General features: G+C 69.8%; 24 protein-coding genes. 13 read left to right on the top strand and 11 right to left on the bottom strand.

What is annotated here, in order from left to right; genetic code table 11:
• Nucleotides 1–3: 3 nt before the first annotated feature.
• Both IT184_16655 and IT184_16650 read right to left on the bottom strand, forming a co-directional pair.
• Nucleotides 4–1,527, bottom strand: coding sequence for a GMC family oxidoreductase (locus IT184_16655; protein ID MCC7010442.1), 1,524 nt, complete (start codon nt 1,525–1,527; stop codon nt 4–6).
• Nucleotides 1,524–2,516, bottom strand: a complete 993-nt coding sequence (locus IT184_16650) for a Gfo/Idh/MocA family oxidoreductase (GenBank protein MCC7010441.1) — start codon at nt 2,514–2,516, stop codon at nt 1,524–1,526. The genes IT184_16655 and IT184_16650 overlap by 4 nt, the downstream gene beginning before the upstream one ends.
• Nucleotides 2,517–2,824: 308 nt before the next feature.
• On the opposite strand from IT184_16650, the gene IT184_16645 reads away from it, so the two are divergent.
• The 4 genes from IT184_16645 (at nt 2,825) to IT184_16630 (ending at nt 6,391) form a co-directional block, all read left to right on the top strand.
• On the top strand, nt 2,825–4,936 hold the full coding sequence (locus IT184_16645) for a PQQ-binding-like beta-propeller repeat protein (protein ID MCC7010440.1): 2,112 nt from the start codon (nt 2,825–2,827) through the stop codon (nt 4,934–4,936).
• The gene (locus IT184_16640) at nt 4,933–5,571 is read left to right on the top strand and encodes a hypothetical protein (GenBank protein ID MCC7010439.1); all 639 of its coding nucleotides are present in this window, start codon (nt 4,933–4,935) and stop codon (nt 5,569–5,571) included. The genes IT184_16645 and IT184_16640 overlap by 4 nt, the downstream gene beginning before the upstream one ends.
• Nucleotides 5,572–5,765: 194 nt before the next feature.
• Complete coding sequence (locus tag IT184_16635; GenBank protein MCC7010438.1) at nt 5,766–6,059, top strand: hypothetical protein; 294 nt, start codon at nt 5,766–5,768, stop codon at nt 6,057–6,059.
• A complete protein-coding gene (locus IT184_16630; protein ID MCC7010437.1) occupies nt 6,056–6,391 on the top strand; it encodes a hypothetical protein in 336 nt (111 codons plus the stop codon). The genes IT184_16635 and IT184_16630 overlap by 4 nt, the downstream gene beginning before the upstream one ends.
• A 31-nt stretch (nt 6,392–6,422) precedes the next feature.
• Here the strand turns inward: IT184_16630 and IT184_16625 are convergent, their stop codons facing one another.
• From IT184_16625 to IT184_16610, 4 genes are read right to left on the bottom strand one after another with little or no spacing between them, the layout of a single operon-like run.
• Nucleotides 6,423–6,917 (bottom strand): hypothetical protein, encoded by a 495-nt coding sequence (locus tag IT184_16625; GenBank protein MCC7010436.1) that lies wholly within the window; start codon nt 6,915–6,917, stop codon nt 6,423–6,425.
• Between the two features lie 33 nt (nt 6,918–6,950).
• Complete coding sequence (locus IT184_16620) at nt 6,951–7,601, bottom strand: YdcF family protein (protein ID MCC7010435.1); 651 nt, start codon at nt 7,599–7,601, stop codon at nt 6,951–6,953.
• 5 nt (nt 7,602–7,606) lie between these two features.
• Complete coding sequence (locus IT184_16615; protein ID MCC7010434.1) at nt 7,607–8,422, bottom strand: SDR family oxidoreductase; 816 nt, start codon at nt 8,420–8,422, stop codon at nt 7,607–7,609.
• Between the two features lies 1 nt (nt 8,423).
• A complete protein-coding gene (locus tag IT184_16610) occupies nt 8,424–9,446 on the bottom strand; it encodes a zinc-binding dehydrogenase (protein MCC7010433.1) in 1,023 nt (340 codons plus the stop codon).
• 163 nt (nt 9,447–9,609) lie between these two features.
• Between IT184_16610 and IT184_16605 the strand changes: the two genes are divergently transcribed.
• Nucleotides 9,610–10,617, top strand: a complete 1,008-nt coding sequence (locus IT184_16605) for a sugar phosphate isomerase/epimerase (GenBank protein MCC7010432.1) — start codon at nt 9,610–9,612, stop codon at nt 10,615–10,617.
• 160 nt (nt 10,618–10,777) lie between these two features.
• Nucleotides 10,778–12,052 (top strand): hypothetical protein, encoded by a 1,275-nt coding sequence (locus tag IT184_16600; protein ID MCC7010431.1) that lies wholly within the window; start codon nt 10,778–10,780, stop codon nt 12,050–12,052.
• Here IT184_16600 and IT184_16595 read toward each other — a convergent pair.
• On the bottom strand, nt 12,028–13,866 hold the full coding sequence (locus IT184_16595; protein MCC7010430.1) for an ATP-binding cassette domain-containing protein: 1,839 nt from the start codon (nt 13,864–13,866) through the stop codon (nt 12,028–12,030). The two genes, IT184_16600 and IT184_16595, sit on opposite strands and share 25 nt — an antisense overlap.
• A gap of 157 nt (nt 13,867–14,023) precedes the next feature.
• Here IT184_16595 and IT184_16590 point away from each other — a divergent pair, with 157 nt between their 5' ends.
• From IT184_16590 to IT184_16580, 3 genes are all read left to right on the top strand, one after another.
• Nucleotides 14,024–14,929, top strand: coding sequence for a hypothetical protein (locus IT184_16590; GenBank protein MCC7010429.1), 906 nt, complete (start codon nt 14,024–14,026; stop codon nt 14,927–14,929).
• Nucleotides 14,930–15,010: 81 nt separating this feature from the next.
• Entirely contained in the window at nt 15,011–16,336 is a 1,326-nt protein-coding gene (locus IT184_16585) for an MFS transporter (protein MCC7010428.1), read from the top strand.
• Nucleotides 16,329–17,852: a hypothetical protein gene (locus tag IT184_16580; GenBank protein MCC7010427.1), complete on the top strand. Its 1,524-nt coding sequence runs from the start codon at nt 16,329–16,331 to the stop codon at nt 17,850–17,852. Before IT184_16585 ends, IT184_16580 begins: the two co-directional genes overlap by 8 nt.
• A gap of 80 nt (nt 17,853–17,932) precedes the next feature.
• Here IT184_16580 and IT184_16575 read toward each other — a convergent pair whose 3' ends face one another.
• The 3 genes from IT184_16575 to IT184_16565 all read right to left on the bottom strand — a co-directional run bounded on the left by IT184_16575 (nt 17,933) and on the right by IT184_16565 (nt 21,012).
• Nucleotides 17,933–18,436: a hypothetical protein gene (locus tag IT184_16575; protein MCC7010426.1), complete on the bottom strand. Its 504-nt coding sequence runs from the start codon at nt 18,434–18,436 to the stop codon at nt 17,933–17,935.
• Nucleotides 18,437–18,649: 213 nt separating this feature from the next.
• Nucleotides 18,650–19,456 (bottom strand): hypothetical protein, encoded by an 807-nt coding sequence (locus tag IT184_16570; GenBank protein MCC7010425.1) that lies wholly within the window; start codon nt 19,454–19,456, stop codon nt 18,650–18,652.
• Nucleotides 19,457–20,244: 788 nt separating this feature from the next.
• On the bottom strand, nt 20,245–21,012 hold the full coding sequence (locus IT184_16565; GenBank protein ID MCC7010424.1) for a UbiA family prenyltransferase: 768 nt from the start codon (nt 21,010–21,012) through the stop codon (nt 20,245–20,247).
• Between the two features lie 100 nt (nt 21,013–21,112).
• Between IT184_16565 and IT184_16560 the strand changes: the two genes are divergently transcribed.
• Together IT184_16560 and IT184_16555 are read left to right on the top strand one after the other, a co-directional pair.
• A complete protein-coding gene (locus IT184_16560) occupies nt 21,113–21,418 on the top strand; it encodes a hypothetical protein (GenBank protein MCC7010423.1) in 306 nt (101 codons plus the stop codon).
• A gap of 173 nt (nt 21,419–21,591) precedes the next feature.
• The gene (locus tag IT184_16555) at nt 21,592–21,834 is read left to right on the top strand and encodes a hypothetical protein (protein MCC7010422.1); all 243 of its coding nucleotides are present in this window, start codon (nt 21,592–21,594) and stop codon (nt 21,832–21,834) included.
• A gap of 32 nt (nt 21,835–21,866) precedes the next feature.
• Here the strand turns inward: IT184_16555 and IT184_16550 are convergent, their stop codons facing one another.
• The gene (locus tag IT184_16550) at nt 21,867–22,238 is read right to left on the bottom strand and encodes a hypothetical protein (protein MCC7010421.1); all 372 of its coding nucleotides are present in this window, start codon (nt 22,236–22,238) and stop codon (nt 21,867–21,869) included.
• 360 nt (nt 22,239–22,598) lie between these two features.
• Between IT184_16550 and IT184_16545 the strand changes: the two genes are divergently transcribed.
• Together IT184_16545 and IT184_16540 are read left to right on the top strand one after the other, a co-directional pair.
• Nucleotides 22,599–24,602, top strand: a complete 2,004-nt coding sequence (locus tag IT184_16545; protein ID MCC7010420.1) for a PQQ-binding-like beta-propeller repeat protein — start codon at nt 22,599–22,601, stop codon at nt 24,600–24,602.
• Between the two features lie 335 nt (nt 24,603–24,937).
• On the top strand, nt 24,938–25,390 hold the full coding sequence (locus tag IT184_16540; protein ID MCC7010419.1) for a hypothetical protein: 453 nt from the start codon (nt 24,938–24,940) through the stop codon (nt 25,388–25,390).
• The last annotated feature ends 192 nt before the right edge of the window (nt 25,391–25,582 follow it).

Raw genomic sequence — 25,582 nt, 5'->3', positions numbered from 1 at the left:
GGGCTACCTGAGCTCCGTGTCCTTGATGTGATCCGCCACGCGGATCGCCTGCGCGACGATCGTCAGGCCGGGATTGACGGCCGCCGACGAGGGGAAGAACGACGCGTCCACGACGAAGAGGTTCTCGACGTCGTGGCTGCGGCACCACGGATCGAGCACCGAGGTTCGCGGGTCGGCGCCGAAGCACAGTGTGCCGCACTGATGGGTCGTGTTGCGATGGAGGTGCGAGTGCGCCATCACCTTCCAGAACCCGAGCCAGTGCAGCACGCGCGTCATCTCCCGCACGAGCTGGCGATGGGGCGCGACGTTGTTCGGCTCGTACACGAGGTGGATCCGGCCCGCGGCGTCGACGACCACGCGGTTGTCGTCGCGGGGCAGATCCTCCGACATCGCCAGCCAGTCGACGCCGCGCGCCACCCACGCGTCGTAGGCCCAGAGCGGGATGCCGGGCACGATCGTGTCGCCGACGACCTTGGCCATCACGCCGTGCGTGCGCCCCTGCGACTGCACGTGGCCGAGCGGAAAGCGCGACGACGGTCCTTCGCGATAGAAGTCGTTGAGCGCGACCGTCTTCTGGAACACCGTCGGGTTGCGCCGCGCCGGATGGAAGCCCTGCATCATGGTCGCCAGGTGCGCCATGTAGCGGCGGCCGACGAGCCCCGACGAGTTGCCGAGCCCGTTGGGGTGCCGGCCGCTCGCCGATCGCAGCAGCAGCGCGGCCGAGTTCACGGCGCCGCACGACGCGACCACGATCGACGCGCCCACCCGCACGGTCTCGCCCCCCCGCACGACCTCGACGCTCTCCACGCGACGGCCGCTCGGATCGGTGACGAGCCGCCGCGCGTCGGCGTGCGTCCACAGCTCCACGTTCTCGTGACGGAGCGCCGGCTGGATGCCGCAGACGTCCGCGTCGCTCTTCGCGCGGATCCGGCAGGGGAACGAGTTGCAGGTGTTGCAGAGGCAGCAGCCGCCCGGCTCGCCGGGCGCGATCAGGCCGAGCGGCAGCGGCGCCGGATGCAGCCCCAGGCCGCGAAGCCGCTCGACGATCGCCGGCATGACGCCGGTGTGCGGGATCGGCGCGTGGGGAAACGGCCCGCGCGGCGGATCGGTGGGATCGGCGCCGTGCTGGCCGTGCACGAAGTACCACGCTTCGGCGCGGTCGTAGTACGGCGCGAGCGTCTCGTAGTCGATCGGCCACGCCGGCGAGATCCCGTCGGCGTGCTCGATCGGCTGGAAGTCCTCCCGGCGCAGCCGGTAGAGCACGCTCCCCCAGAACCGCGTGTTGCCGCCGACGCTGTAGTGCGTGTACGGCACGAAGGGCGATCCATCGCCGCCCACCCACTGCTCCGACACGCGATAGCGCAAGTCGCGCCAGACCGCCGCGGGGTTCCAGTTCTCGGGCTCCTGCGCGACGGGCCCGCCGCGCTCGAGGACCAGCACGCGCGCCGACGAGCCGGCCAGCGCCCGTGCCATCGTGCCGCCGCCAGCGCCGCTGCCGATGATGACGACGTCGAACCGATCCGTCACTGCCCCGCTGGCCCGACGGTCGCGTAGACCTGATCCATCAGCCGATGATCGCCGATGGCGCGCTCGAGGCTCATCTCCGGCTGACGGCCGCCGCGAATCGCCGCGGCGAAGTCGCGATACATCGCCCGGTAGCCCCGGATGTCGTGGTAACCGGGGAAGCGCACCCGCGGCAGGCCGCGACCGCGCGCGACGACGAGCGCGCCGTTGGACTCGAACGTGATGACGCCGCGCCGGCCGAAGATCTTCGACAGCCGCAGCCCCATGAACAACGAGGGAATCTCCCGCGAGTAGAACAGCGACCCGACCGCGCCGGTGTCGTAGCGAAATGAAATCAGCATGCTCTTGACGCGCACGTCGCCCGACGCCGACGTCGCCACGGCGGGACGGTAGCCGTGAATGGACGTGATCGACGGCCCCAGGCTGTTGGCCAGGTGCAGCCAGTGGATGCCTTCCTCGAAGAAGGCATCGCCGCCGGCCATCCGCTCGTCGTTCCGCCAGTCCTCCGCCGGCTTCGGCCGATGAGCGATCGTCGACACCTGCACGAAGACCACGTCGCCGACCGCGTCGCCGGCCAGCAACCGGCGCAGCTCGACCGCGAGCGGCTTGTAGTGATCGTTCTCGCCGACGAGCACGACCGTGCGGGCGCGATCGCGCGCGCGTACCGCCGACTCGTAGTCGGCGAGCCGCGGGAACGCAGGCTTTTCCACGAGCACGTGCTTGCCGGCGGCGAGCGCGCCCTCGGCCAGCGACAAGTGAAACACCGGCGGAACCGCCACGACCACGGCGTCGACCGCCGGATCGCCGATCGCCTCCATGTAATGACCGTAGGCGCCGACGCCCCCGTACTGGCGCCGGAACGATTCGGCCTTCGCGCGATCCCGGCTGGCATAGCTCAGCCGGAATTCGTTCCGAAGCGACCGGAGCCTGCGGCTGTGCACCCGGGTGATGAACCCGCACCCCAGGAACGCGAGGTGAAGCGGATCTTTCAACGGCGACCATCATATAAAACGGTCCTGGGTCCCGGGTCCCGGGTCCCGAGTCCTGGGACCAGCGGACCCGGTCCCGGGACAATGGGACCTCAGTCCTAGGACCAGGGGACCCGGGACCTGGGACCAGGGGACCCGGGACCCGGGACCCGGGACTTAGGACCCGGGACCTAGGACCAGCGGACCCGGGACCTAGGACCAGCGGACCCGGGACCCGGGACCAGCGGACCCGGGACCTAGGACCAGCGGACCCGGGACCCGGGACCCAGGACCGTGTCCTAGTGCTAGACTCCGAGGCCGTCGGAGCCGGTATGCGCGGGCGTCTGCTGATCCTGGCCGGGCTGGTCTCTGCATCGTTCGCCGGCGTGCCGTCGATCGCGGGTCTTGCGCAGTCGCCGGACGCGGGCTCACGCGAATGGCGTGTCTACGGCGGCGACGCGTCGAGCGCGCACTACTCGCCGCTGGCGCAGATCACGACAGCGAACGTGTCGCGCCTCGAGGTCGCGTGGCGGTACGAGGTCGCCGAGGCGGGCGGCTCGCCCTTCAGCCCCATCATGGTCGACGGCGTCGTGTTCGTCGTCACGCCGGGCGGACGCCTCGTGGCCCTCGACGCGGCCAGCGGTTCGGTCAAGTGGGAATGGACGCCTGGCCTGGGACGCAACCCGGTGCGCGGCGTGACCTACTGGGCGGACGGCCCCACCCATAGAGACGCGCGCATCCTCGCCGGGTTCGGCCGCTACGTCTACGCGGTGGACGCGGTCACGGGCCGCGTCATCACGACGTTCGGCGCGGAGGGACGGCTCGATCTGCACCAGGACCTCGGCCGCGATCCCGAGCGCCAATCGGTGGGGCTCACGACGCCCGGCGTCGTCTACCGCGATCTGTTCATCGTCGGGGGACGCACGAGCGAAGGACTGCCGGCCTCTCCCGGCGACGTGCGCGCGTACGACGTGCGATCGGGCCGGCTGCGCTGGTCGTTCCACACGATTCCGCATCCGGGCGAGCCCGGCTACGAGACGTGGCCGAAAGACGCCTGGACCTACATCGGATCCGCGAACAACTGGGCCGGCATGTCGGTCGACGCCGCGCGCGGCATCGTCTACGTGCCGACCGGATCGGCGGCCGCCGACTTCTACGGCGCGAACCGGCTGGGCGACAACCTCTACGCGAACACGCTGCTCGCGCTCGACGCGGCGACGGGCCGGCGGCGCTGGCACTTCCAGGCCGTGCGCCACGACATCTGGGATCGCGATTTCCCCTCGCCGCCCGTGCTGGTCCGCCTCCGGCGCGACGGCCGGATGGTGGATGCCGTGGCGCAGCCGACGAAGGCCGGCGTCGTCTTCGTGTTCGATCGTGCGACCGGCACGCCGTTGTTTCCGATCGAGGAACGCCGCGTGCCGCCGAGCACGGTGGATGGCGAGGTCGCGGCGCCGGCGCAGCCGTGGCCGACGAGGCCCGTGCCGTTCGCGCGCCAGCGGCTCACCGAAGACCTCCTGACGAACCGCACGCCGGCGATGCGCGCGTGGGCGCTGGAGCAGTTCCGATCGTTCCGGAGCGACGGGCAGTTCGTGCCGTTGAGCGTCGGCAAGGACACCGTGATCTTTCCCGGATTCGACGGCGGCGCCGAATGGGGTGGCTCGGCGGTCGATCCGGCGACCGGCGTGCTCTACGTCAACGCGAACGACATCGCGTGGACCGGCGCGCTCGCGCCGGTTCCACCGGCGGACCTCGGCAGGCAGACCTACTTCACCCAGTGCGCCGCGTGCCACGGCGCGGATCTCGGCGGCGTCGCCGGCCAGGCGCCGGCTCTGGCACCGATCGCCACAGCGCCGCGGAGCGCTGCCGACGTGCGCGCCATCGTGCGGAGCGGCAGCGCGCGCATGCCGGGATTCAGCTCGCTGTCGACCGACGCGCTCGACGCCGTCGTGCGCTACGTCGTTTCGGGCGGCACTGCCGGCGCCGGCGCAACGCCGCCATCGCCCGTCGACCTGAAGTACCGGTTCACTGGATACAAGCGCTTTCTCGATCCCGAAGGCTTTCCCGCCGTGGCGCCGCCCTGGGGCACGCTCAACGCCATCGATCTGAACACCGGCGAGCTCGAGTGGAAGATCCCGCTCGGCGAGTATCCGGCTCTCGCCGCGCAGGGGCTGAAGGACACGGGCTCGGAGAACTACGGCGGGCCGATCGTCACGGCAGGCGGCGTGCTGTTCATCGGCGCGACGGTCTTCGACCGGAAGTTCCGCGCGTTCGACAAGCACACCGGCGCGCTGCTGTGGGAAACCACCTTGCCGAATTCCGCCACCGCGACGCCGATCACCTACGACGCCGGCGGCCGCCAGTTCGTCGTCGTCACCGCCTTCGGCAAGGCGCCGAATGCCGGAGAGACGGGCGCGTTCATCGCCTACACTCTGCCGCGTCCGTGACCCTCGTCCGCTCCGAGACCGAGTTGACGACCGCGGCGACCGACGCCCTGCTCGCGGCGGTGTGCGCGGTCGAGGCCTGGCGGCTCGCCGGCCTGCCCGCGGCGTCGCCGTGGAAGCAGCACGCGTGGCTCGCCGTCCTCTCGTCGATGGCCGTCGCCGCTCTGCTCGGCGCCGCCGTGCACGGCGTGGAATGGTCGCCGCGGGCGCGTCTGCTCCTCTGGAAGCCGATCTACCTGTCGCTCGGCCTGACGGCCGCGCTCGTCGTTGTCTGCGCGATTGCCGACGGGTGGGGCGACGCGGTGGCCGCGCGGTCGCTTCCCTGGGCCGTCGCGGCCGCCGCCGGCTTCTTCGCCGTCAGCCAGGCGGCACGCGGCTCGTTCGCGATGTTCGTCGCGTACGAGGCGGTCGCGCTGATCGCCGCGATCGCCATCTACGTGACGCTCGCCACGGCCGGCACGCCGGGTGCCACGGCCATCGCGGCCGGCCTGCTGCTCAGCATGATCGCCGCCGCGATTCAGACGAGCCGCCTGCGCGCGCGGCTCGTCTTCCGGTTCGATCACAACGGTCTGTTTCACCTCGTGCAGATCGCCAGCGTCGCGGTCATCGCCGCGGGCGTGCGCGCCACGCTCGGCTGAGATCCAGGTCGAGGCCAACCTCGGGAACTGCGATGTGCCGGAACGGCTGGTACGTCGTGGACACTCGGGGCGAGACGCCTCGCGGCAGACGACATGAGCGTGCGACCCATCACGCTGCACGCTACACTAGCCGCGAGATCATGCGCCGTGTGACGCTCGAGGAGCCCATTCAGCTCGCCGACCTCCGGCAATTCGTGCCCGGGCGATTCCGCGATTTCGTGAAGGCTGTCATCGACCTGCGGCGGCAGGTGATGATCCTCGACGCCGATATGCACGCCGATCAGGAGGCCGTGCTGCTCGCCGAAGGATCGCGGCAGCGCGACCTCTGGGGAATCAACCTGTACCCGCAGCTCGACGGCGAGGACTGGCTCGAGTTCGATTCGATGATCAACATGAGGCCGTCGTTCGGCAACCGATCGCGGGGCGTGGACGATGCGACGACGCGCGATGGCATCAGGACGCTGGTCTCGAGGTTGGTGCGCCGATGAGCGTGATCCAGCATCGTGACCTGGCGAACGGCCGCTGGTGGCAGTTGTCGCTCGCCGAGCAACTCGGGAACATCGGCAGCGAAATCAGTCGCGCCGTGAAGTGGTCCGGCCGCAACCCGACGCTCGCGCACGGGGCACTCGAACGCGCGCTCGAGCTGTTCGACCTGACACTCGACGACCCGCGCCACCGGCAGTCACCCCCGAGGCTGCGGGAAATCGCCCGCGCGCGCGAGGTCGTCGTCGACTTCTTCGACGGCCCGAACGAGTACGGCTCGACGGCCGAGAACCTCCAGCGGTACTTCGACGCCTACGCGCTCGCGGTTCGGCGGTAGTGGACGTGATCGTTGCCGGCGTGCTGTCGACTCAGTCCCTGACGACAATCACGACGGTGTTCGAAATCAACGGATGATCGCGCGACGGCAACCACACCGGCAGCCCGAGCGCCTCTTCCTTCGTGAGGACACTGACGTACTCGACGGTCAACTCGTACGTGCCACGCCTCAGAATACCCATGTCCCTCATCGGGTATGCTCGGCGTTCGCCGAACACCTGGCCAGGATCGAGTTTCACGAAGTCGTCCCGTGACCGTGGTGGACTGGTGAACGATCCTCCCCAGCCTCTGGGCAGAGCTTCGTTGGATTCCGCATCTCTCGCCAGCAGCACGAAGTCGTTCATCCCCCCGTTCCAACCGATACGGCGATCCAGGTAGAAGGCCACATTGGACGTATTCGCGAGTACTGCCTGAAGTTGGACGTCTTCACCAAGCCGGTACACCTGCTTGTCGGCGACCAGTGTGAGGCGGGCGTCGCCCTCGGCGATGGCACGATCTGCGCGCTCTACATCTTCGTTGGCGACCACGCCCTTCGGGTGTGGCAGCTCAAGTGAACGGCTTCAGAACGCGGGCAGGTGGGCTTCGATCGCCGAGGCCGCGCGTATCGCCTCCGCCGGGATTGGCTGCGGATCGGCGCAGAGGAAGCCGCGCGCCGGATACGTGCGCAAGCGCTGGATCTCGCCCGCGCACAGGCGTGCCACGAGCGCAAGCGTCTCATCGTCCCACTCGTCGGGCGATCCCCAGTCGCTCGGACAGTTCAGGCACTGGATGTCTGGACGATGCGTCCGCACCGTCAGCGACGCGCGGCGCTGAAACGGCGGGATCGTGACGAGCAGGGCCGTCGCAACGTGCAGCCCGCGCTCACGGAACAGATCGCTCGACAGCAGGATGTTCTCGGCCGTGTTGGTGGAACGCGTCTCGAGCACCATGCGATCCGCCGGCACGCCACGGGCGGCGGCGATCTCGGCGAACAGCTCGGCCTCGGATCGCGGGAGGTGCGACCAGCGATGTCCCTTGCCGCCCGAGAACACGATGAGCGGCGCGAACCCGCCGTGGAACAGATCCGCCGCGCGCTCGGCCACGCGCGGTTCGTGGCTCCCGAGGCCCCAGATGATGTCGGACGCGGCTGGCGGATCGCTCGGCGCAAGATAGCCGAGCAGCGTGGCGCACGCGCTCATGAGCGCCGGACGAACCTCCGCCGCGATCGTCACACCGCTCATCCCGTCGTGTCGGCACGGCGCGACGGCATGGTGCTCGCGTCCTTCGGCGGGTTGCGTCCGATGAACGGGTGCTGCTCGAGATCCACCACCTGTCCGCTGATCGGGCCGCTCTCGTCCGCGAGCCAGTAGACGGCCGCCGCCGCGATCTCCTGCGGCCGGATGAGCCGCCCCGCCGGCGCGTACACGGCCGGCACCTGCGCGTACCAGTCGTCGGCCAGCCCATCGGCCCGCTTGCGCGCCGCTTCGCGCTCGGTGAGGACCCAGCCCGGGTTGATCTGGTTCACGCGCACGCCGTCCTCGCGGAAGAGCGTGTCGCCGAGATTCCGCGTCAGCGTCATCAACGCGCCCTTGCTCACGCTGTAGGGCAGGAGGTTCGGCTCGCCGCTCCACGCGTTGACCGATCCGATGTTCAACACCGCGCCGCGCGTCTTCCGCAGCTCCGGCAGCGCCGCCTTGATCAGCGCGAACGGCGCGATCGTGTTGACCTCGAGCATCCGCCTGAAGAGCGGCAGGTCGGTGGTCTGGAGGTTCGCCCGATCCAGCATCGCCGCGTTGTTGACGACGGCGTCGAGCTGCCCGAACGCGCGCACGGCGATCTCGACGAGCCGTTCGGGCGCGCCGTCGCGCGCGACGTCCTCGACGTGCGCGACCGCTGCCGACCCTCCGAGCGCGGCGACGACGTCGGCCACCAGATCCGGCTCGAGGCCGTTGATGACGACGCGGCCGCCCTCAGCGACGACGCGTTCGGCGATCGCCTTGCCGATGCCGGTGGAGCTGCCCGTGACGATGACGACCTTGTCCCGAAGCCGCACGCTACACCGGCCTCAGCACGCACTTCACGACGTCGCCCTCGTGCATCGTCTCGAACGCCTCGCGCCACTCGGTGATGGGCCAGACGCCGACGACGATCGGCCGCACGTCGAGCGCGCCGCTCGCGAGCAGACCGAGCACACGCTCCCACACGGGCCAGTTGTGGCTGAACGATCCCTGCAGCGTGACGTTCTTCTGCACGAGCGGATCGAGGCTGAACTGCAGCGGATCCCTGCCCCACCCGACCTTCGTGATCCACCCGGCCGGTCTCACCAGGTTCAGTGCCGTTTGGAGCGCCTCGGTCGAACCCGACGCGTCGACGACGCAGTCGGCGCCGAGGCCGTCGCGAGCCCGCGCCCACTCCGTCGCGTCGCCCACGGCCGTCTCGCACCCGTACTGCCGCGCCACCTCGAGCCGCCGGCGGTCGCGCTCCAGGCCGACGACGAGCACGTCACCGCCGCCGAGCCTCGCGATCGCTGCGCACAGCAGGCCAATCGTGCCGGGACCCAGCACGACGATGCGGTCGCCGGGACGCATCCGCGTGTTCTCGACCACCGCGTTGTACGCCACGCTGCACGGCTCGGCGAGGCACGCCTGCTCGAAGCCGAGGCTGTCGGGCACGCGGTGGAGGCAGCGCGCCGGCACGCGCACGTACTGCGTCATCGCGCCGTTGACGCCGTAGCCGAAGCCCTTGCGCGCCGGGTCGAGGTTGTAGAGCCCGACGCGCGAGAGCGGGCTCGCGACGTCCACGACCGCCGCCGTCTCGCTGACGACGCGATCGCCCAGCCGCCAGGCGCTGACCCGCGCGCCGACGCCGGCGACGCGCCCGGCGAACTCGTGCCCGAGCACGACGGGGTAGTTCACCGGCCAGGAGTGATCCGCCATCCACTGATGAATGTCGCTGCCGCACACTCCGACGTTCGCCACCTCGAGCAGCACGTCGTCGTCGCCGATCGTCGGCACGGGGACGTCGCGAAGCTCGACGGATCCCCTGACGGGCGCGTAGTTGACCACGGCTGCGGGCATGGGACGGACGCACCTCACCGGAACCGGCGCCGGCTCCGAAGAACGACGGCCGATGGCAAGGATAGATGATACGCTCCCGCCGGTTGACGGACCGCCGCGCCGGCGCCGGAAGATTGGCAGCGGTCGCGGCGCGGCGATCACGGCCGAACGGAAGGAGCCCCGTGTGAGCGACCACTCGCGACGATCGTTCCTGCAACAGGCCGCCGCCGGTGCGTCGGGCCTCGGGCTCGGCGCGTCGTCGGCCGGCGCGGCATCGGCGCAGGCGGGCAGCCAGCGCGGGGAGGTCTTTCCACGTCCCACGAAGGACGCCATCTCGCTCGCGATGTACTCCCTCAATCGATCCTTCTCCGCCGGCCTCTGGGATCTCTTCGACATCGCGCGCATCGCGCGGGAGGACTTCGACGTCGACGGCCTGGAGTACGTGACGATCTACTTCAAGGACGTGCGCGAGCAGTCGATGCTGCGCCATCTCAACCAGCGCGCGGCCGACTACGGCCTGCGGAACGTGCTCATCATGGTCGACCAGGAAGGCGACATGGGCGCGCGCGATCGAAAGGCGCGCATGCAGGCCGCGGTGAACCATCGCAAGTGGGTCGACATCGCGGCGTATCTCGGCTGCTTCGCGATCCGCTGCAACTGCACCGGCACCGGCAACACCGTGCAGGAGGATCCGGATGCGCTCGAGCGCTCCGCCGAGTCGTTCAACGCGCTCCTCGAGTACGCGAAGGCCTCGAAGATCGTCGTCTGCATCGAGAACCACGGCGGGGGCCTCGCGTCGAACGCCGACTGGCTCGCGGCCCTGGCGAAGAAGATCGACAACCCCAACTTCGGCCTGCTGCCGGACTTCGGCAACTTCGCCGCGCCCGAACCCGCGACGACCTACCAGCGGATCCGGACGATGATGCCGCACGCGGTCGACATCTCGGTGAAGGGATCGTGGGCGCCCGACGGGACGCACCCGCGCTTCAGCCTCGACGAGGCGCTGCGGATCTGCAAGCAGGAGTTCCGGTACACCGGCTTCTGGGGCATCGAGTCGAGCATGCGGCGTCCGGCGTCCGCGCCGGCGACGCCGCCGCCCGCGCTCCCGCCGCTGCAGGTTCAGCGCGAGGAGTGGACGGCGGTTCGCTGGACGGCCACTGCGATCCGCAAGGTGGTGCTCGGGAAGGCCTAGCCTCCTCCGAGATTGACGAGCGTCATCGTGGGTCGCCCAGTCGTGAATACCGCGAAGCGGTTCGACGCAACGGCACTCGAGGCTCACGGCTCTGAGCTCAATCCTGTCTAGCGCGCCGCGTTCCCGAGCTCTGCTCATCATCGCGCTGCTCGCCGGCGGCGTGATCCGCGTCCTGGCGCTTCCGCAGCCGGGCATGGTCGACGTGCCGTCCTGGAAGATCTGGAGCTTCGCGGGGGCCACCGACACGACCGGGCTGTACGGCGTAGGCGGCACGCCGCCGGAGCGCCGGCTGCTCAAGTGGCGCGGCATGCAGGGGACCACGGAGTACCCGCCGCTCGCGCTCTACGAGATCGGCGCGATGGGCAAGATCTACCAGCGCATCGATCCGCTGTTCGACGACTCGCCGGCGCTCACGATGCTGATCAAGACGCCGGGCCTCGCGGCGGAGATCCTGCTCGTCGCCGTGCTGCTCACCTGGGGCCGGCGCGTGCTCGGCGACCGCGCCGCGACGTACGCCGCGCTCGCCTTCTGGCTCAACCCGGCGGTCGTGCTCGGCGGCGCCGTGCTCGGCTACCTCGACGCGCAAATGGCGGTGCCGGCGGTGCTCGCGGTGCTCGCGCTCGCGGGCGGCCGGCCGGCGCTCGCCGGAGCCTTCGCCGCCGCGGCCGTGCTCACGAAAGCGCAGGCCGTGTTCGTCGTGCCGGTGCTCGCGGTTGCGGCCGCCGCCTCGGGCGACCGGCGCGCGCGGCCGCTGCTGCCGTTTCTCGCCGGCGGCGTCGGCGCGACCGCGGCGATCCTCGCGCCAATTGCGGTCCGTGGCGCGCTGCCCAACATGGTGCAGGCGCTCGCGAGGCTTGGCGCGCACGACATGCTGTCGGGCAACGCGCTCAACGTCTGGTGGATCGCCACGTGGTACGCGCGCGTCGTGGACTCGCTCAACGACATGGCGCTGTCGAGCGCGCTGACGCTCACCGTCCGCATCCTCGGCATCACGGACTGGTCGCGCCTCTATTCGAATCCGCGGCCGTTCGCCACGGCCGTCGTGCTGCTCTGCTGGGCCTGGGGCACCTGGCGCGCGAGCCGGCGCGCGGATCTCGCCACGACGGCCGCCGCCAGCGCCTGGTGCGTGTACGCCTACACGATGTTCGGCGTGCAGGTCCACGAGAACCACCTCTTCCTCGCCGTACCGCTCGCCGGCCTCGCCGCCGCGGTCGATCCCGCCTGGCGACGGCCCTTCATTGCGCTCTCAGCCATGGTGGCGCTCAACTTGTACGTGTTCTACGGCCTGGGCGAAGGCTGGCCGATTCTCCTCCGCCGCGACTGGACGGCCATCGACCTGACCGTGTGGCTCAGCGTGGTGAACGTGGCGATCTTCGTCTGGTGGACGAGGATGATGAGCCGGCGTACGGCTCAGACTTTACGGCTCGAGTCGTAAGCCGTCTCCAGCTCGTGCCAGCGCGCGTAGGCGTCGTCGAGCTCCCGCCCGGCCTGGCCCAGCCGTGCGAGCGCGGCGGCAATCGCGCCGGCAGGTTCCTTGTAGAAGTCCGGCGATCCGATGCGCTCGTTGAGCTGCCGCTGCTCGGTCTCGAGCGCCTCGATGGCAGCCGGCAATCGATCGAGCTCGCGCTGCTCGTTGTACGACAGCCTTCTCGGCTTCTCGGCCGGCCGCGGCGATCGGGCCGGGGGCGCCGTGTCACCCGGCGGCTCGGATGTCCGTGGCGCGGGCCGCTGCCGCAGCCAGTCCTGGTAGCCGCCGACGTACTCGACGACCCGGCCGTCACCCTCGAACGCGAGCGTCGAGGTGACGACGTTGTCGAGGAACGTGCGGTCGTGGCTGACGAGCAGGATCGTCCCGGGCCACTCGGCGATCTGCTCCTCCAGGAGCTCGAGCGTCTCGACGTCGAGGTCGTTCGTCGGCTCGTCGAGCACGAGCACGTTGGCGGGGGCGGTGAACAGCCGCGCCAGCAGCAGGCGGTTGCGCTCGCCGCCCGACAGCGCCTTCACCGGCGAGTGCGCACGTTCGGGCGGGAAGAGGAAATCGCGCAGGTAGCCGATGACGTGCCGCGACGTGCCGTTGACCGTCAAGGTGTCGTTGCCGCCGCCGACGGTGTCGACGACGGTGCGCTCGGGATCGAGCTGCTCGCGCTGCTGATCGTAGTAGGCGATGCGGACGTTCGTGCCGGCACGCACCTCGCCCTCGTCGGGCGGCAGCGCGCCGATCAGCATCCGGAGCAGCGTGGTCTTCCCCGCGCCGTTCGGGCCGATCACGCCGATCCGATCGCCCCGCACGATGCGCATGGAGAAGTGCCGCACCACCGGCGTGCCGCCGTACGACTTGCTGATGTCGTCCACGTCGAAGACGACCCGGCCGGTCTGCTCGGCCCGCGCATCCTGCATCACGCTCTCGAGCCGGACGCGCCCCACCTGCTCGCGCCGGGACGCGCGCTCGACGCGCATGGCCTGGAGGGCGCGCACGCGCCCCTCGTTCCTCGTCCGGCGCGCTTTGATCCCCTGCCGGATCCAGGCCTCCTCCTCCGCGAGCTTGCGATCGAACCGTTCGTGCGCCGCCGCCTCGGCCGCGAGCGCCTCCTCCTTGCGCCGCAGGTACGTCCGGTAGTCGCCGGGCCAGGACGTCAACCGGCCGCGGTCGAGCTCGACGATGCGCGTGGCGAGGCGCTGGAGGAAGGCGCGATCGTGCGTCACGAACAGCACCGCGCCGGCATAGCCGGCCAGGAGCTCCTCGAGCCAGGTGATCGCGTCGACGTCGAGGTGGTTCGTCGGCTCGTCGAGCAGGAGCACGTCGGGCTGGCCGACGAGCGCGCGCGCGAGGAGCACGCGGCGACGCCAGCCGCCCGACAGCGTCTCGACGATCACGTCCGGCGCGAGGCCCAGCCGCGACAGGATCTGGTCCACCTGGTGCTCGCGCACCCACGCCTCGTCGTCCGTCGAGTGGCCGGTGTGGCCGTCCGCCACGACGTCGAACACGCGCCGGCCGGTGGAGAGTGGCACGTCCTGCTCGAGGCGCGCGACGCGCACGGCCGGCCGCCGCCACACGGTTCCGCGATCGGGCACCACGTCGCCGGCGAGGATCTTCAGCAGCGTGGACTTACCCGTGCCGTTGCGGCCGATCACGGCCACCCGCTCCCGCGCGTCCACCTGCATCGCGGCATCGTCGAGCAGCGGCAGGTGGCCGAAGGCCATCGAGATGCCCTGGAGGGCGATCAGCGGCGGCTCGGCGCGAGGAGGCATCCGATCAAGTATGCCGGAACTCGGGGCTCGTCCCGGAAGCGGTGGCGGGCGGCGCCCGTCCGCACCGAGCGTGGGCGAAGCGGCTGCGCGTCACTCGCCGCGCGGGCGACCGTGTATCATCACGCTGACCACACACCCGCTACACGGAGAACGGCCCATGGAACGTCGTGAATTTCTGATTGGATCGGCGCTCGCGCTCGGCGCCGCGGGCAAGGCGTTCGCGCAGGCGTCGTCGCCGGCCGCCACGCAGGCGAAGCTCGACCGGCTCGCGATCATGACCTACAGCTTCCAGCGGATCCTCAAGGTGCCGAACGCGCCGTCGAGTCCGGATCGCGTGCTGGACTTCTTCGACATGCCCGACATGCTGGCCGATCGCTACAAGGTCCACAACGTCGAGGTGCAGCACGGCCACTTCGCGTCGACCGAGACGGCGTACTTCAACGACTTCCGCGCGCGCCTCGCCAAGGCCAAGTCGCGGGTGTCGAACATCAACCTCGAGCTCAGCACGATGAACATCTCGTCGCCCGATCCCATCCTGCGGTCGCAGGCGGTGGATCTCACGAAGCGCTGGGTCGATCACGCGGTCGTCCTCGGATCGCCCCGCGTGATGATCAACCAGGGGCCGCTCACCGATCAGACGAAGCAGGTCGCGATCGACGCGCTCGGCCGCATGACGGCGTACGCGAAGACGAAGAACATCCGGATCACGATGGAGACGCGCGGCAACGGCCCCGCGCTGCAGCCGGGCGAACCGCCGCGCCGGCCCGCGTACGAGGTCATGGCCGAGGCCATCAAGGCCACCGGCGCCTGGTCGAATCCGGACGTGGGCAACTTCGGCGGCGACCAGGCGTTCCAGCACGCCGGCATGCGCGTGCTGCTTCCGCTCCACGGCGGCAACTGCCACATGAAGATGCTGAACCCGCCGCGCTACGACCTGGTGGCGGCGATCAACCTGACGAAAGAGCTGAAGTACAACGGGCTCTACTCCATCGAGTTCGAGGGCGCCGGCGACAACTACGAGGGCGTGCAGGCGGTCTACGACCTGCTGCTCGCGAACCTGTAGCGCGCGCGTCGACGCCCACGACGCGCCGGTCGATCGTTCCGCGCTCGTGACGCTCTAACATACGCGGGACGGCTCACCGCGATGCGCTACGCGTCCCTGCTCGATCGGCTCGGCCTCCACCGGCGGGAGCTCCGGGCGTGGGCGCTCTACGACGTGGCGAACTCGGCCTGGATGACGACCATCCTCCAGGTGTTCCCGCTGTTCTTCGTCCGCGTCGCGGCGAGCGACCTCCCCGCCGACGTCGCGCGATCGCGCTTCGCGTTCGCGACGTCGGCGTCGGTCGTGCTCGTCGGGCTCACCGGCCCCGTGCTCGGCGCCGTCGCGGATTATCGCCGGCGCAAGAAGCTCTTCCTCGCCGCCTTCCTCGTGCCGGGCGCCATCGCGACAGCGGCCATGGCGGGCATCCGCGAGGGCGCCTGGCTGTACGGCTTGACGACGTTCGCCATCGGCAACGTGTGCGTGATGGCGACGCTGGCCTTCTACAACGCGCTCCTGCCGGGCATTGCCGGCCAGGCCGAAGTCGACCGCGTCTCGACGGCCGGGTTCGCGATGGGCTATCTCGGCGGCGGCCTGCTCTTCGCGGTGAACGCGGCGATGATGGCCAGCCCGTCGGCGTTCGGCCTCGCCGACACCAGCACGGCGGTGCGGCTGTCGTTCCTGACCGTCGCCGTCTGGTGGGTGCTCTTCTCGATCCCGCTGTTCCGCCGCGTCCCCGAGCCGCCCGCGACGCTCGAGGCCGGCGAGCGGCCCGGCGAGCCGGCGCTCCGCCTGGCGTTCGGCCGCCTGCGCGAGACGATCCGCGATCTCCGGCGCCATCGCGACGCGGGACTGCTGCTGCTCGCGTTTCTCGTCTACAACGACGCGATCAACACGATCGTCCGCCTGGCGGTGACGTTCGGCGACGAGGTCGGCATCTCGGCGTCCGCGCTGATCGGCGCGCTCGTCATGGTGCAGTTCGTCGGGGTGCCGTTCGCGTTCGGCTTCGGGCTGCTCGCCGACCGGATCGGCGCCCGCCGCGCGCTCTTCATCGCGTTGGCCGTCTACGGCGGGATCTCGGTCTACGCGTTCCTCTTGCGGACCGCGACGCAGTTTTTCGTCCTCGCGTTTCTCGTCGGCACCGTGCAGGGCGGAGCGCAGGCGCTGGGGCGCTCGCTCTTCGCGGCGATGACCCCACGGCACAAGGCGGGCGAGCTGTTCGGCATCTTCGGCGTGTGCGATCGGTTCGGCGGCGCGTTCGGCGCGATGATCTTCGGCACCGTGCTCTCGCTGACCGGCTCGAGCCGGCCGGCCATCCTCTCGCTCGTCGTGTTCTTCGTGCTCGGCGCCGTTCTCGTCGCCAACGTGGACGTCGACCGGGGCCGCCGCCGCGCCCGGGAAGCCGAAGCCGAGGCGCTCGCACGTGCCTAGCCGCGCCGCTGCATTCCTGGCGCATCGCCGCGGCCTCTTCGTCGCCCTCGCGCTCGCCTGGGCGCTCGTCGTCGCGCGCAGCGCGGTCTACCTCGCGTACGAGCAGGCGTTCTTCGACTCGGATCAAGCCGTCTTCGGCCTGATGGCGAAGCACCTCATGGAAGGGCGTGCGTTCCCGCTCTTCTGCTACGGGCAGACCTACATGCTCGCCGTGGACGCGTGGTTCGCCGTGCCGTTCTTCGCGCTCGCCGGGCCGACGGTCGGCGCGCTGCACGCCTCGCTCGTCACGAGCAACCTCATCGTCGTGACCCTCGTGATCGTCGCCCTCCACCGGCACGCCGGGCTCACGCCCGCGGAGTCGTTCGCGGCCGTCGTGCCGCTGGCGTTCGTGCCGCCCGAGACCGCGGCAACGCTGCTCGAAGCGGCGGGCAACGTCGGCCCGCTGCTCTACGTGCCGCTCTTGTGGCTGCTCAGGAACCGGCCGCTCTGGTTCGGGGGCGTGCTCGGCGTCGGCGTGCTGCACCGGGAGTTCACCGCGTACGCCGTGCCGGTGCTGCTCGCGCAGCAAGCCTGGGACGGATCGCTCTGGCGCGCACCGCGCCTGCGTGCCTGGCTCGTCGCCGGCGCCGCGGCGCTCGCCACGTGGCAGGCCGGACAGGCGCTCAGGCCGTTGGCCGATCCGCTCGGGCCGGGCACGCGCGGCATGCGCCTCGACGCCGCGGCCGGCGTCGGAGCCGTCACCGAACGCATCGAGTTCGTCGCCACCGAGCTGCCGGATCGCGTGACGACGATGCTGCTGGAACACATGCCGGGATTGGTGGGCGGGCGCCTGCGCCGCGGATCGATTGCCGTTCAGGGACACGAGTGGCTGTTCTGGCCGTTGGCCGCGCTGCTGGCCGCGGCCGCCGTCTGCGCGTCGGGCGTCCTCGCGCGCTGCCGGTGGTGGACGCGACGCGCCGCCGCGCACGCGAGCGCCGATTCACGCTGCGCGCGCGCCGGTCTGCCGGTCTTTCTCCTCGGCGTGGGTCTCGTCGCGATGGCGAGCTACGTCGTTACTCGCCCGTCCGACTTCTTCCAGGATCGCTACATGCTGCTCGCGCTGTATCTTCCGGTCGGCGCGGCCTCGCTGCTGTTCGTGGCGGCACCTCGATGGATCCGCCTGACCGCCGCCGGCTGTGTCGCGCTCCTGGCGGGAGGATCGGCGGTCGATCACCTGCACCTGTACGAGCGGTACCGCGGCGGGCGCGAACCCAACGAGATCCGCGTGCTCGCCGATGCGCTCGTAGCGCGCGGCACCACGGTGGCCCGTGCCGGCTACTGGCGCGCCTACAAGCTGACGTTTCTGACCGGCGAGCGCGTGAAGATCGCCTCGACCGACGTCGTCCGGATCCAGGAGTACCAGCGGCTCGCACGCGACGCCGGCGACAAAGCGATCACGATTCAGACCGAACCGTGTGCCGGCGGGGAGCGCGTGGCCGGTCACTATCTGTGCACCGGCCTCGCGGCGGGGCCCTGAACGCCGTCGCGCGCAGCCGCCTCCAGCAATCGTGCAGTGCTCATCGCCAGCCTGGAAGCTGACACTCCGTCCAGATTCATCTACCAGCTCGACAGCCGCTGAAGCGCCTTGAGTCCGGGTGTCGTTCTTTGCGGTACCGGAGGGCCCGGGAACTCCTTCGCAATCTCTGACCCCACTTCCGCGAACACCTCGCCGCGGGAGTTGAAGTACAGAGAGCCTTTCTCCGTATGAACTTGGACGAGAGGCCGCAGAATCGATATGCCTCCTTCCGCCGTGCCATTCATCGGCTCGGCGATTCGAATCACACCGCCGACAGTGATGCCCACACGCGCGACTGGAGTGCCGTTCAACGCCTCCAGCTCCACGACCAAGTACTCCGGCCGCGGCGACTCGTCCCGCACACGCAAGATCCGTCTGGCGTGTAGGACGCCGTTCTCCAATGCGGGAATGCCCATGAACTTGCCGAGGCCGGTCTGCCGGGCGACGGCCTGGATGTTCGCGACCACCTGCTCTGGAATGACGTCTTGCGCTCCTCGAGCCGAGGCCGTCGTCGATAGAAGCAGACAGATGAGGATCAAGGCCATCGGGGTCCCGCCGTTGGATTGACCATTCTGCGCTCCGATGGTTCCAGCGCGCACTCGATGGCTCTCTCTCGCACCAAGCAGGACGAATCGTCCAGAAGGCAGGCCCAGAGACGTGGACGAGCATCTCTGGGGCTGTCGAGACAAGGCACCGGGTTCCCGCGGTCCTCTGCGGGAACCCGGTGTTCTCCTACTGCCGCGTTCGGCGCCGGCATCTCATGACGCCCTCCGCAGCTCTCCGTCTGGCGGCGTGTCAGCCGCCGCGTGCGTCCCGGATCCGGCCGTCGTCACCGAACCGGCTACGCTCGCGGGCGGCGAGGCCGCCTCGCCCCCGCGCGACGCGTCATCCGGGATCGGCGGCGCGACCGGCATCGGGACGGGGTTGGATGCCGAAACCGGCGTCCCCTGTCCCTCGATGTGCCGCGCTGTCTTCCAGGCGTCGGCGAGCGCGGGATCCTGCTGCGTGGCCACCTCGACGATGACGTCGAGGTCGCGGACGAGCTCGAGCCCCTGCCTGACGGCGACGGTGCCCCCCGCCTTCGCGTGGCCCCGCACCGTCTTGCTGCTCAGGCGCGCGTCGATCGCCTGCTCCAGCTCGTCCACCAGCGCCGCGAACGCGCTGAAGTACGACTGGGGCAGGCCGAACCGGCCGAACGCCTCCTCCCGCGTGCGCGCCTCCTCGACGAACACGCGTGCGGTCGCGACGTCGACCTTCAGCGTGCGCCGGGCCGGCAGGCGAAACGGGTTGGGACGCCGTTCCTCGCGCGTCACTCGCCGCCCCGCCCGGGCGATCGTCTTCATCCGGGCGCGGACGAGGGCGCGGGTGCGGGGCGAGATCCGTCGCCCTCCGGTCTCGCCGAGGAGCCGTCCTCGCAGGTGCGCGTCGATGGTCTGCACCACCGCCGCGACCTGATCGAACAACTCCCCGCCCGTGCTCGACCCCGGAAACCGATCGCGATGGGCGATCCCGAAGTCCCTGACCCTGACCAACATCTCGTGCTTGTACCGTTGTGTGCGTGTCATCGGAGCCCCCTCCTGTGGGGCGACGGCATCGTCGCAAGGTTGCGGGGGCAAAGTCCTGAAGGTTTCGCTGAATTGATCTGAAAGTTGCGCGGCTCGCAAGTCACCGTTCGTGGCTGATGCCGTAGCCGCCGCGCAGACGGCACCTCGGGCGCCGAGGCGCTGCAGCCATGGTGTCGAGGGCTGCAGGCACCGTGTCGGCGCACTGTAGTAACCGCGTCGAGGCGCTGCGGCAACCGTGTCGGGGCGCTGCGGCAACCGCTTCGGGGCGCTGAAGTTGCCGCACATGGACCTGCAGATCGTAAGTTGCGAGGCGTCAGTGATTTAGAGGCCGCATTCGGAGAAGCGACCATCTTCGCGTTCGTGACTGCAGCGATCGGGATCGGATGTGTGCGGCGACGCACCGTGGATGCGGCGGCCGCTCCGGTCGGTACGCCGGCATCGTGCCGGCAGTGTGCCGCCGCGATCCGCGTGCTCGTGGTCGGCGATCCGGTACCGCAGCGATCCGTGCCGCGCTGTCTGACCCAACGTCTCGGTGCTGCGCGCCATGCTCCGGTGACCGCGGGCTCGCGCGTCGCCTACTTCATCGATCGCTTTCGCGACATCCGGTGCTGGTGTTCGGACGTGTGGCGCTTGCTCACGTGGATGCGACGTTCGCGAATGCCGTCACCGGGTCGAGCTACGGGTGGTGCGAATCGCCCTGCGGCAACTGCAACGGGGTGGCGATCGAGTCGCAACGTGCTGATCTGGAGCTCTCAGGTCTCACTCACGGCTCACCGCTCGAGACGGCACTAGACCAGGCGTGCGGCGATGAGGATGCCGGGCAGGGTCAGGATGGCGTCGACGAGCAGCGGTCCGGCCGCGTCGGTGGCGAGCAGCGCGGGTGAGGTCGTGGCCAGCCCCAGGGCGAGCGCGCTCACGAGCAGCCCGGGGCGCTCTTCGGCGACGGCCGCGCCGCCTGCCAGGAGCACCAGCACGATCGCGATTCGTACGGTGGCGGATCGGCCGAACATCGCCGGCACGCTCTGCACGCCGGCCTCCCGATCGCGCGTCTCGTCCTTGAGATCGCACAGCAGGCAGCCGGCACTGATGAGGAGGAACAGCGGCAGGGCGACCGGAATCGCGAGCGCGCGCCAGCCCAGCCACGTGCCGTCGTTGAAGGGCAACGCGAGGCAGGCCCACGTCCAGATCAGCGGCAGCGCGAACGTCTTCGTGAGCACGAGGCGCTTCAGCCGCGCGTAGAACAGCGACGCGACGGCCAGCACCGGCACGATCGCGGACGTCTCGACGGGCAACCGCCACGCCGCCAGCCCGCAGAGCACCGCGGCTGCCGTCCCGATGACCGCCAGGACGCCGCGCAATGCGCGCGACACTCCGGGCTCGAAGACCCGGTCAAGGGTGTAGGCCGCCAGGATCCCTGACAGCAACGTGACGAGGCCCGGTGCGCTCGGCGCGCGTCCCGTCGCGCGGTGGACGACGACCGACGCCGACCAACCGAGCGCGAGCGGCCAGACGTAGTGGAGCAGACGCAGCGCGGACCGGCCTGCGTGTCGCGGCATCCTCTCGATCATACGCCCGGGCCGCGAGCCGCCCGAACGGCGACGCCGCCGCGCGGCCGGCCCGGCCTCGCGGTAATCTGACCCGGCTGGAGGATCACGCGTGAAGCACTTCCTGCTCTTCTACGACTACGTCGCCGACTACCTCGACCGGCGCACGGCGCTTCGCCCGGCGCACTTCGTGCACGCCCGCGCGGCCGTCGATCGCGGCGATCTCTTCCTCGCCGGCGCCTGCACGGACGACGGCCCGCCGATCGGCGTCCTCGTCTTCAAGGTGGCCGATCGGCGGACGGTCGAGGACTTCGCGCGCGCGGATCCCTACGTCACTGAAGGCCTCGTCACCGGCTGGCGCGTGCGCGAATGGACCACGGTCACGGGCCGGGACGCGCTCACGACGGTCACACTCTGAGGGCGGCCTCGGCGGCGCGCGGCAGACGTCCCGCCCCGAGGGCAACGCCTGCCGTCGTCGTCAGTCCTGCGCACGAGGTGCGCCGGTGAAGGCTGCCGGCGCACGGCGCACCGGCCGGCGGCGGCGCGCCAAGCCGTACGTCCAGACCGCGCGTCCAACCCCGTGGAGGGCTCATGTCTCTGCGAAAGCTGGTTCTTGTTTCCTTGTGGGCGTTGTCGCTCGTCGCCGCGGCGCAGCTCGGCGCGGCCGCCCAGAAGCCGTCGAACGACCCGGGCTACGCCGTGCGCTTCGTGCAGACCGGCACTCACGACGGCATGCTCCTCGGCAAGCTCACCGCTCAGGTGAACGGTCAGTGGATGACGGTCGAGATCGCGCCGCCGGTGTCGCGTCCGAACGTTCACCCGCTGAAGCAATAGCAGCGCTGGTCTGGCTCCGTTGGCGAAGACGGCTACCGGAGGCGATCGATCAGCGCGCCGGCCGCGAGGCCGATCCCGGCGGAGCCCAGGATGATTCGTGTGTTCCCCGCCGCGCCAACGCTGTCGGACGATCCGCTGAGGTAGCTCACGACCACGACGCCGTACGCAGCACCGAGCGCCGCGCCGATGAGCGCGCCGTCCCGAATCGAATCTCGCGGGGCTTGGCGGACGACGCGCACTCGCCAGCGGTCATCTGTCGGGAACGTCGGGGCCGGAAGCCGACCGAGGAAGACCTGGCGGTCGACGCGTGCCGGCGCCGGCCGCACGTCAGCCTGCTGCGCGTCGACCGGACGCGCGACGGTCATGACGCACAGGATGGCCGCGACTCGAACGAACGAACCCATCGTTTCACCTCAACCCAGCTCGGGACGACGAGGATTGACGTCGAGCGCACGGCCCCGAACAGTTGGCGAGCACGCGGCGGCCGTCGTCCAAGGAACCTGATCCTCATCACCTTTGCTCCAAGGCGGTCTCGATCGGCGTTTCCGTTTCGCCCTTTGGCGAGCGCGCATCGTCGAGGACGCGTAGACGACGATGCGGGCGTTGGTGGCCTCTTTCCAGGCCCTGACCCGACACATGCGAACCGCGAGCGGTGTGCCGTCGATCGCGGGAACCGCCCCGATGCCGACCCGGAGCCGGGCCGAATCGTGCCTCGCAGTGTCTAATCATCCACCCGTCGCCATCTGACGCGAGGAGAACCGAACATGCGCCCAGGGTACCTCGGCACGCTCGTGGTCGGCACGTGTCTCACCGTGGGGTTGTCAGCCCAGATCAAGTGGGAAACGCCGCCGGGCAAGGACTTCCCGCTCGTGGGCGGCACGCTCGCCAACACGCGCTACTCGGCACTGACGAGGGTCGACAAGGCCAACGTCGCGCGGCTCGGCGGGGCGTGGATGGCGCACGTCGAGCCCGGCAAGCCCAACCTCTGGATGCAGGCGACGCCCATCGTCGTCGACGGCGTGATGTACATGGCGGCCGGTCACATCACCGCGCGCGACGCCAGGACCGGCGCCGTGAAATGGCAGTATCCGAAGGGCGACATCGGGCGCGGCGGCGGGCCCGTCGGCGGGCCCGACAACCACTTCAACCGCGGCGTGGCGGTGGCGGAGGGCAAGGTTTTCGCGGCGTCGTTCGGCACGACGCTCCTGGCGCTCGATCAGAAGAGCGGCGATCTCGTCTGGCAGACCGAGCTGAAGACAGCGCCCGGGGGCGGACCGTCGTTCGCGAACGCGGCGGCGGTCTACTACGACGGTCTGGTCTACATGGGCGTCGCGGGCGGCGAGCAGGGCGTTCGCGGGCAGTTCGGCGCCTACGATGCGAAGACCGGCCGCGAAGTGTGGAAGTTCTACACCGTGCCGGGCCCCGGCGAGCTCGGCCACGACACCTGGGAAGGCGATTCGTGGCAGCGCGGCGGCGCGCCCGTGTGGACGCATCCGGCGATCGATCCGGAGCTCGGCGTGGTGTACATCACGACCGGCAACCCGTGGCCCGACACCGACGGCTCGAAGCGAGGCGGCGACAACCTCTTCAGTTGCTCGATCGTCGCGCTCGATCTGAAGACCGGCCAGCGGAAGTGGCATTACCAGGAAGTGCATCACGATCTGTGGGACTACGACGGCCCGGCCAGCCCCGTGCTGGCTGACGTGACGTATCAGGGCGCCCCGCGCAAGATCCTCATGCACGGCAGCAAGACCGGGATGATGTACATCCTCGATCGCACCAACGGTCGGCCGCTCATCGGCATCGAAGAGAAGCCCGTCACGCAGCAGCCCGAACAGAAGACGGCGAAGACCCAGCCGTTCCCGATTGGCGACGCGTTCGTGCCGCTCTGCCCGGAAGGCATCCCGGCCTGGTATCCGTCGGGCTGCGTGTTCACGCCGTTCTGGGACGAGCGGGTCGCCACGGCTCCCGGCACGAACGGCGGCCTCGCCTGGGCGCCGATGAGCTACAGCCCGCAGACGAAGCTGCTGTACCTCTGCGCCAGCCATCGCGCCAACAGCTTCGACGTCAACACGTTCGACGGCTTTCCGTTCCGGACGCGGTTCGCCGGCACGCTCAACGCCATCGATCCGACGACGAACCGGATCGTCTGGCAGAAGACGTTGCCGTTTCAGTGCGGCGGCGGCAGCGGGGTCTTGAGCACGGCGTCCGGCCTGCTCTTCCGAGGTCAGGCCGACGGCCTGCTCGTCGCGCACGATGCGACGAACGGCAACGTGCTCTGGTCGTTTCAGACCGGTGCCGGCGCCGACGCGCCCGTCGTCACCTACGAAGTCGACGGCGAACAGTACGTCGCGATTCTGGCGGGCGGCAACCAGTACATGAACTCGCAGCCGGGCGACAACCTCTGGGCGTTCAAGCTGGGTGGAACGGTGCCGCCGCTGCCGGCGCCGCGATTCCCCGGCCCGCCGCCGTTGCCGCCGATCGTGACGATCGCGCCGGAGTTGCTTCCCCGGTACGTCGGCACGTTCGCGCTGCCGCTCGGTGGTCCGAGGCAGCCGCCTTTGGTCATGACGGTCACGCTCGAGGACGGCGTGTTGAAGATGCAGTTCGCGAACAGCCCCAAGGTCGACATGCAGCCGACGTCGGACACGAGCTTCATCACCGCTGGTCCGGTCACCAGCGTGATCTCGTTCGCCCCGGACGAGAAGGGCATTTTCCAGATGACCGTGCAGGGCCAGGGGCCTTTGATGAGAGCCGCGCGGAAGTAAGAACACGCGCTGGGCGGCGTGTCAGGCGTCGTCCTGCGACGCGAGCCTCGCCGCCGAAAGGGCGATTCATGCGCGGGACTTCACGACAGCTCCGATGGCGCCTGACGGTCGTCTCGGCCCTCGCCCTGGCAGCCGCCTGCGACAAGCAGCCGTCCAGAGAGGACGGGCCCATCACCGTCCAACAGACGATAGACCTTGCTCGTGCCTTCGACGAGCAGAGGTTCCGGCTCGGCAGCCAGTCATTCCTGGAGCGATTCCTGTTCAGGGGCTCGAGCTCGATCACGACCCTCCCTGATCGAGATGGGGTGCACCTGCCAGGTCGTGACGGATACACGGTGGCCTGGATTGAAGGCACGAACTTCCAGCACGGGACCATCGACATCGAGCTGCGCGGCAAGGACCGTCGCGTGTGTTCGTTCGTCGGCGTCGCGTTCCACCGCGCGGACGACAACACGTACGAAGCCGTGTACGTGAGACCGTACACGTTTCGCATCGCGGATCTGCGCCTCAAACACCAGACGGTGCAGTACATCACGATGCCCGAGCACGAGCGCGACAGGCGTCGTCGCGACTTCGATGCCGACAAATGGGCGGCGGTCGCCAGACCTGTCACGTCAGTCGGACCCAACGATTGGGTCGTTCTTCGCGTTGTCGTGTCTACTGGCCGGTTGCAGGCCTATGTTGACGATGCCACTGCGCCCACTCTCGAGGTCAAGCGATCAGGCCAGCTCAGGGGTGGTGAGGTAGGCGCTGGACCGGCAGCGACGGGGACTTCAGACGCCTCGTGATCACGCCAGCTCCGTAGCGCACGCGCCAATCGCAGGGGGCGCTAGTCTACTTTCCGGTGAAGAAGTGACCTCTGGCGATGCGCGTTCGCGGCCTCGGTGGGTCCGGGAATGTGGCAGGGCGCTTCAATTCTGTTTGTTCACGGGTTCCGACTACGCGGCGGCTCGCCGGTCCAGGTACCTCGCAATGTTGAT

It is taken from the genome of Acidobacteriota bacterium (assembly GCA_020853395.1).
Classification (GTDB): domain Bacteria; phylum Acidobacteriota; class Vicinamibacteria; order Vicinamibacterales; family SCN-69-37; genus JADYYY01.
The sequence above is the reverse complement of the archived record's forward strand: the minus strand, read 5'-3'. Positions and strand labels throughout refer to the sequence as shown.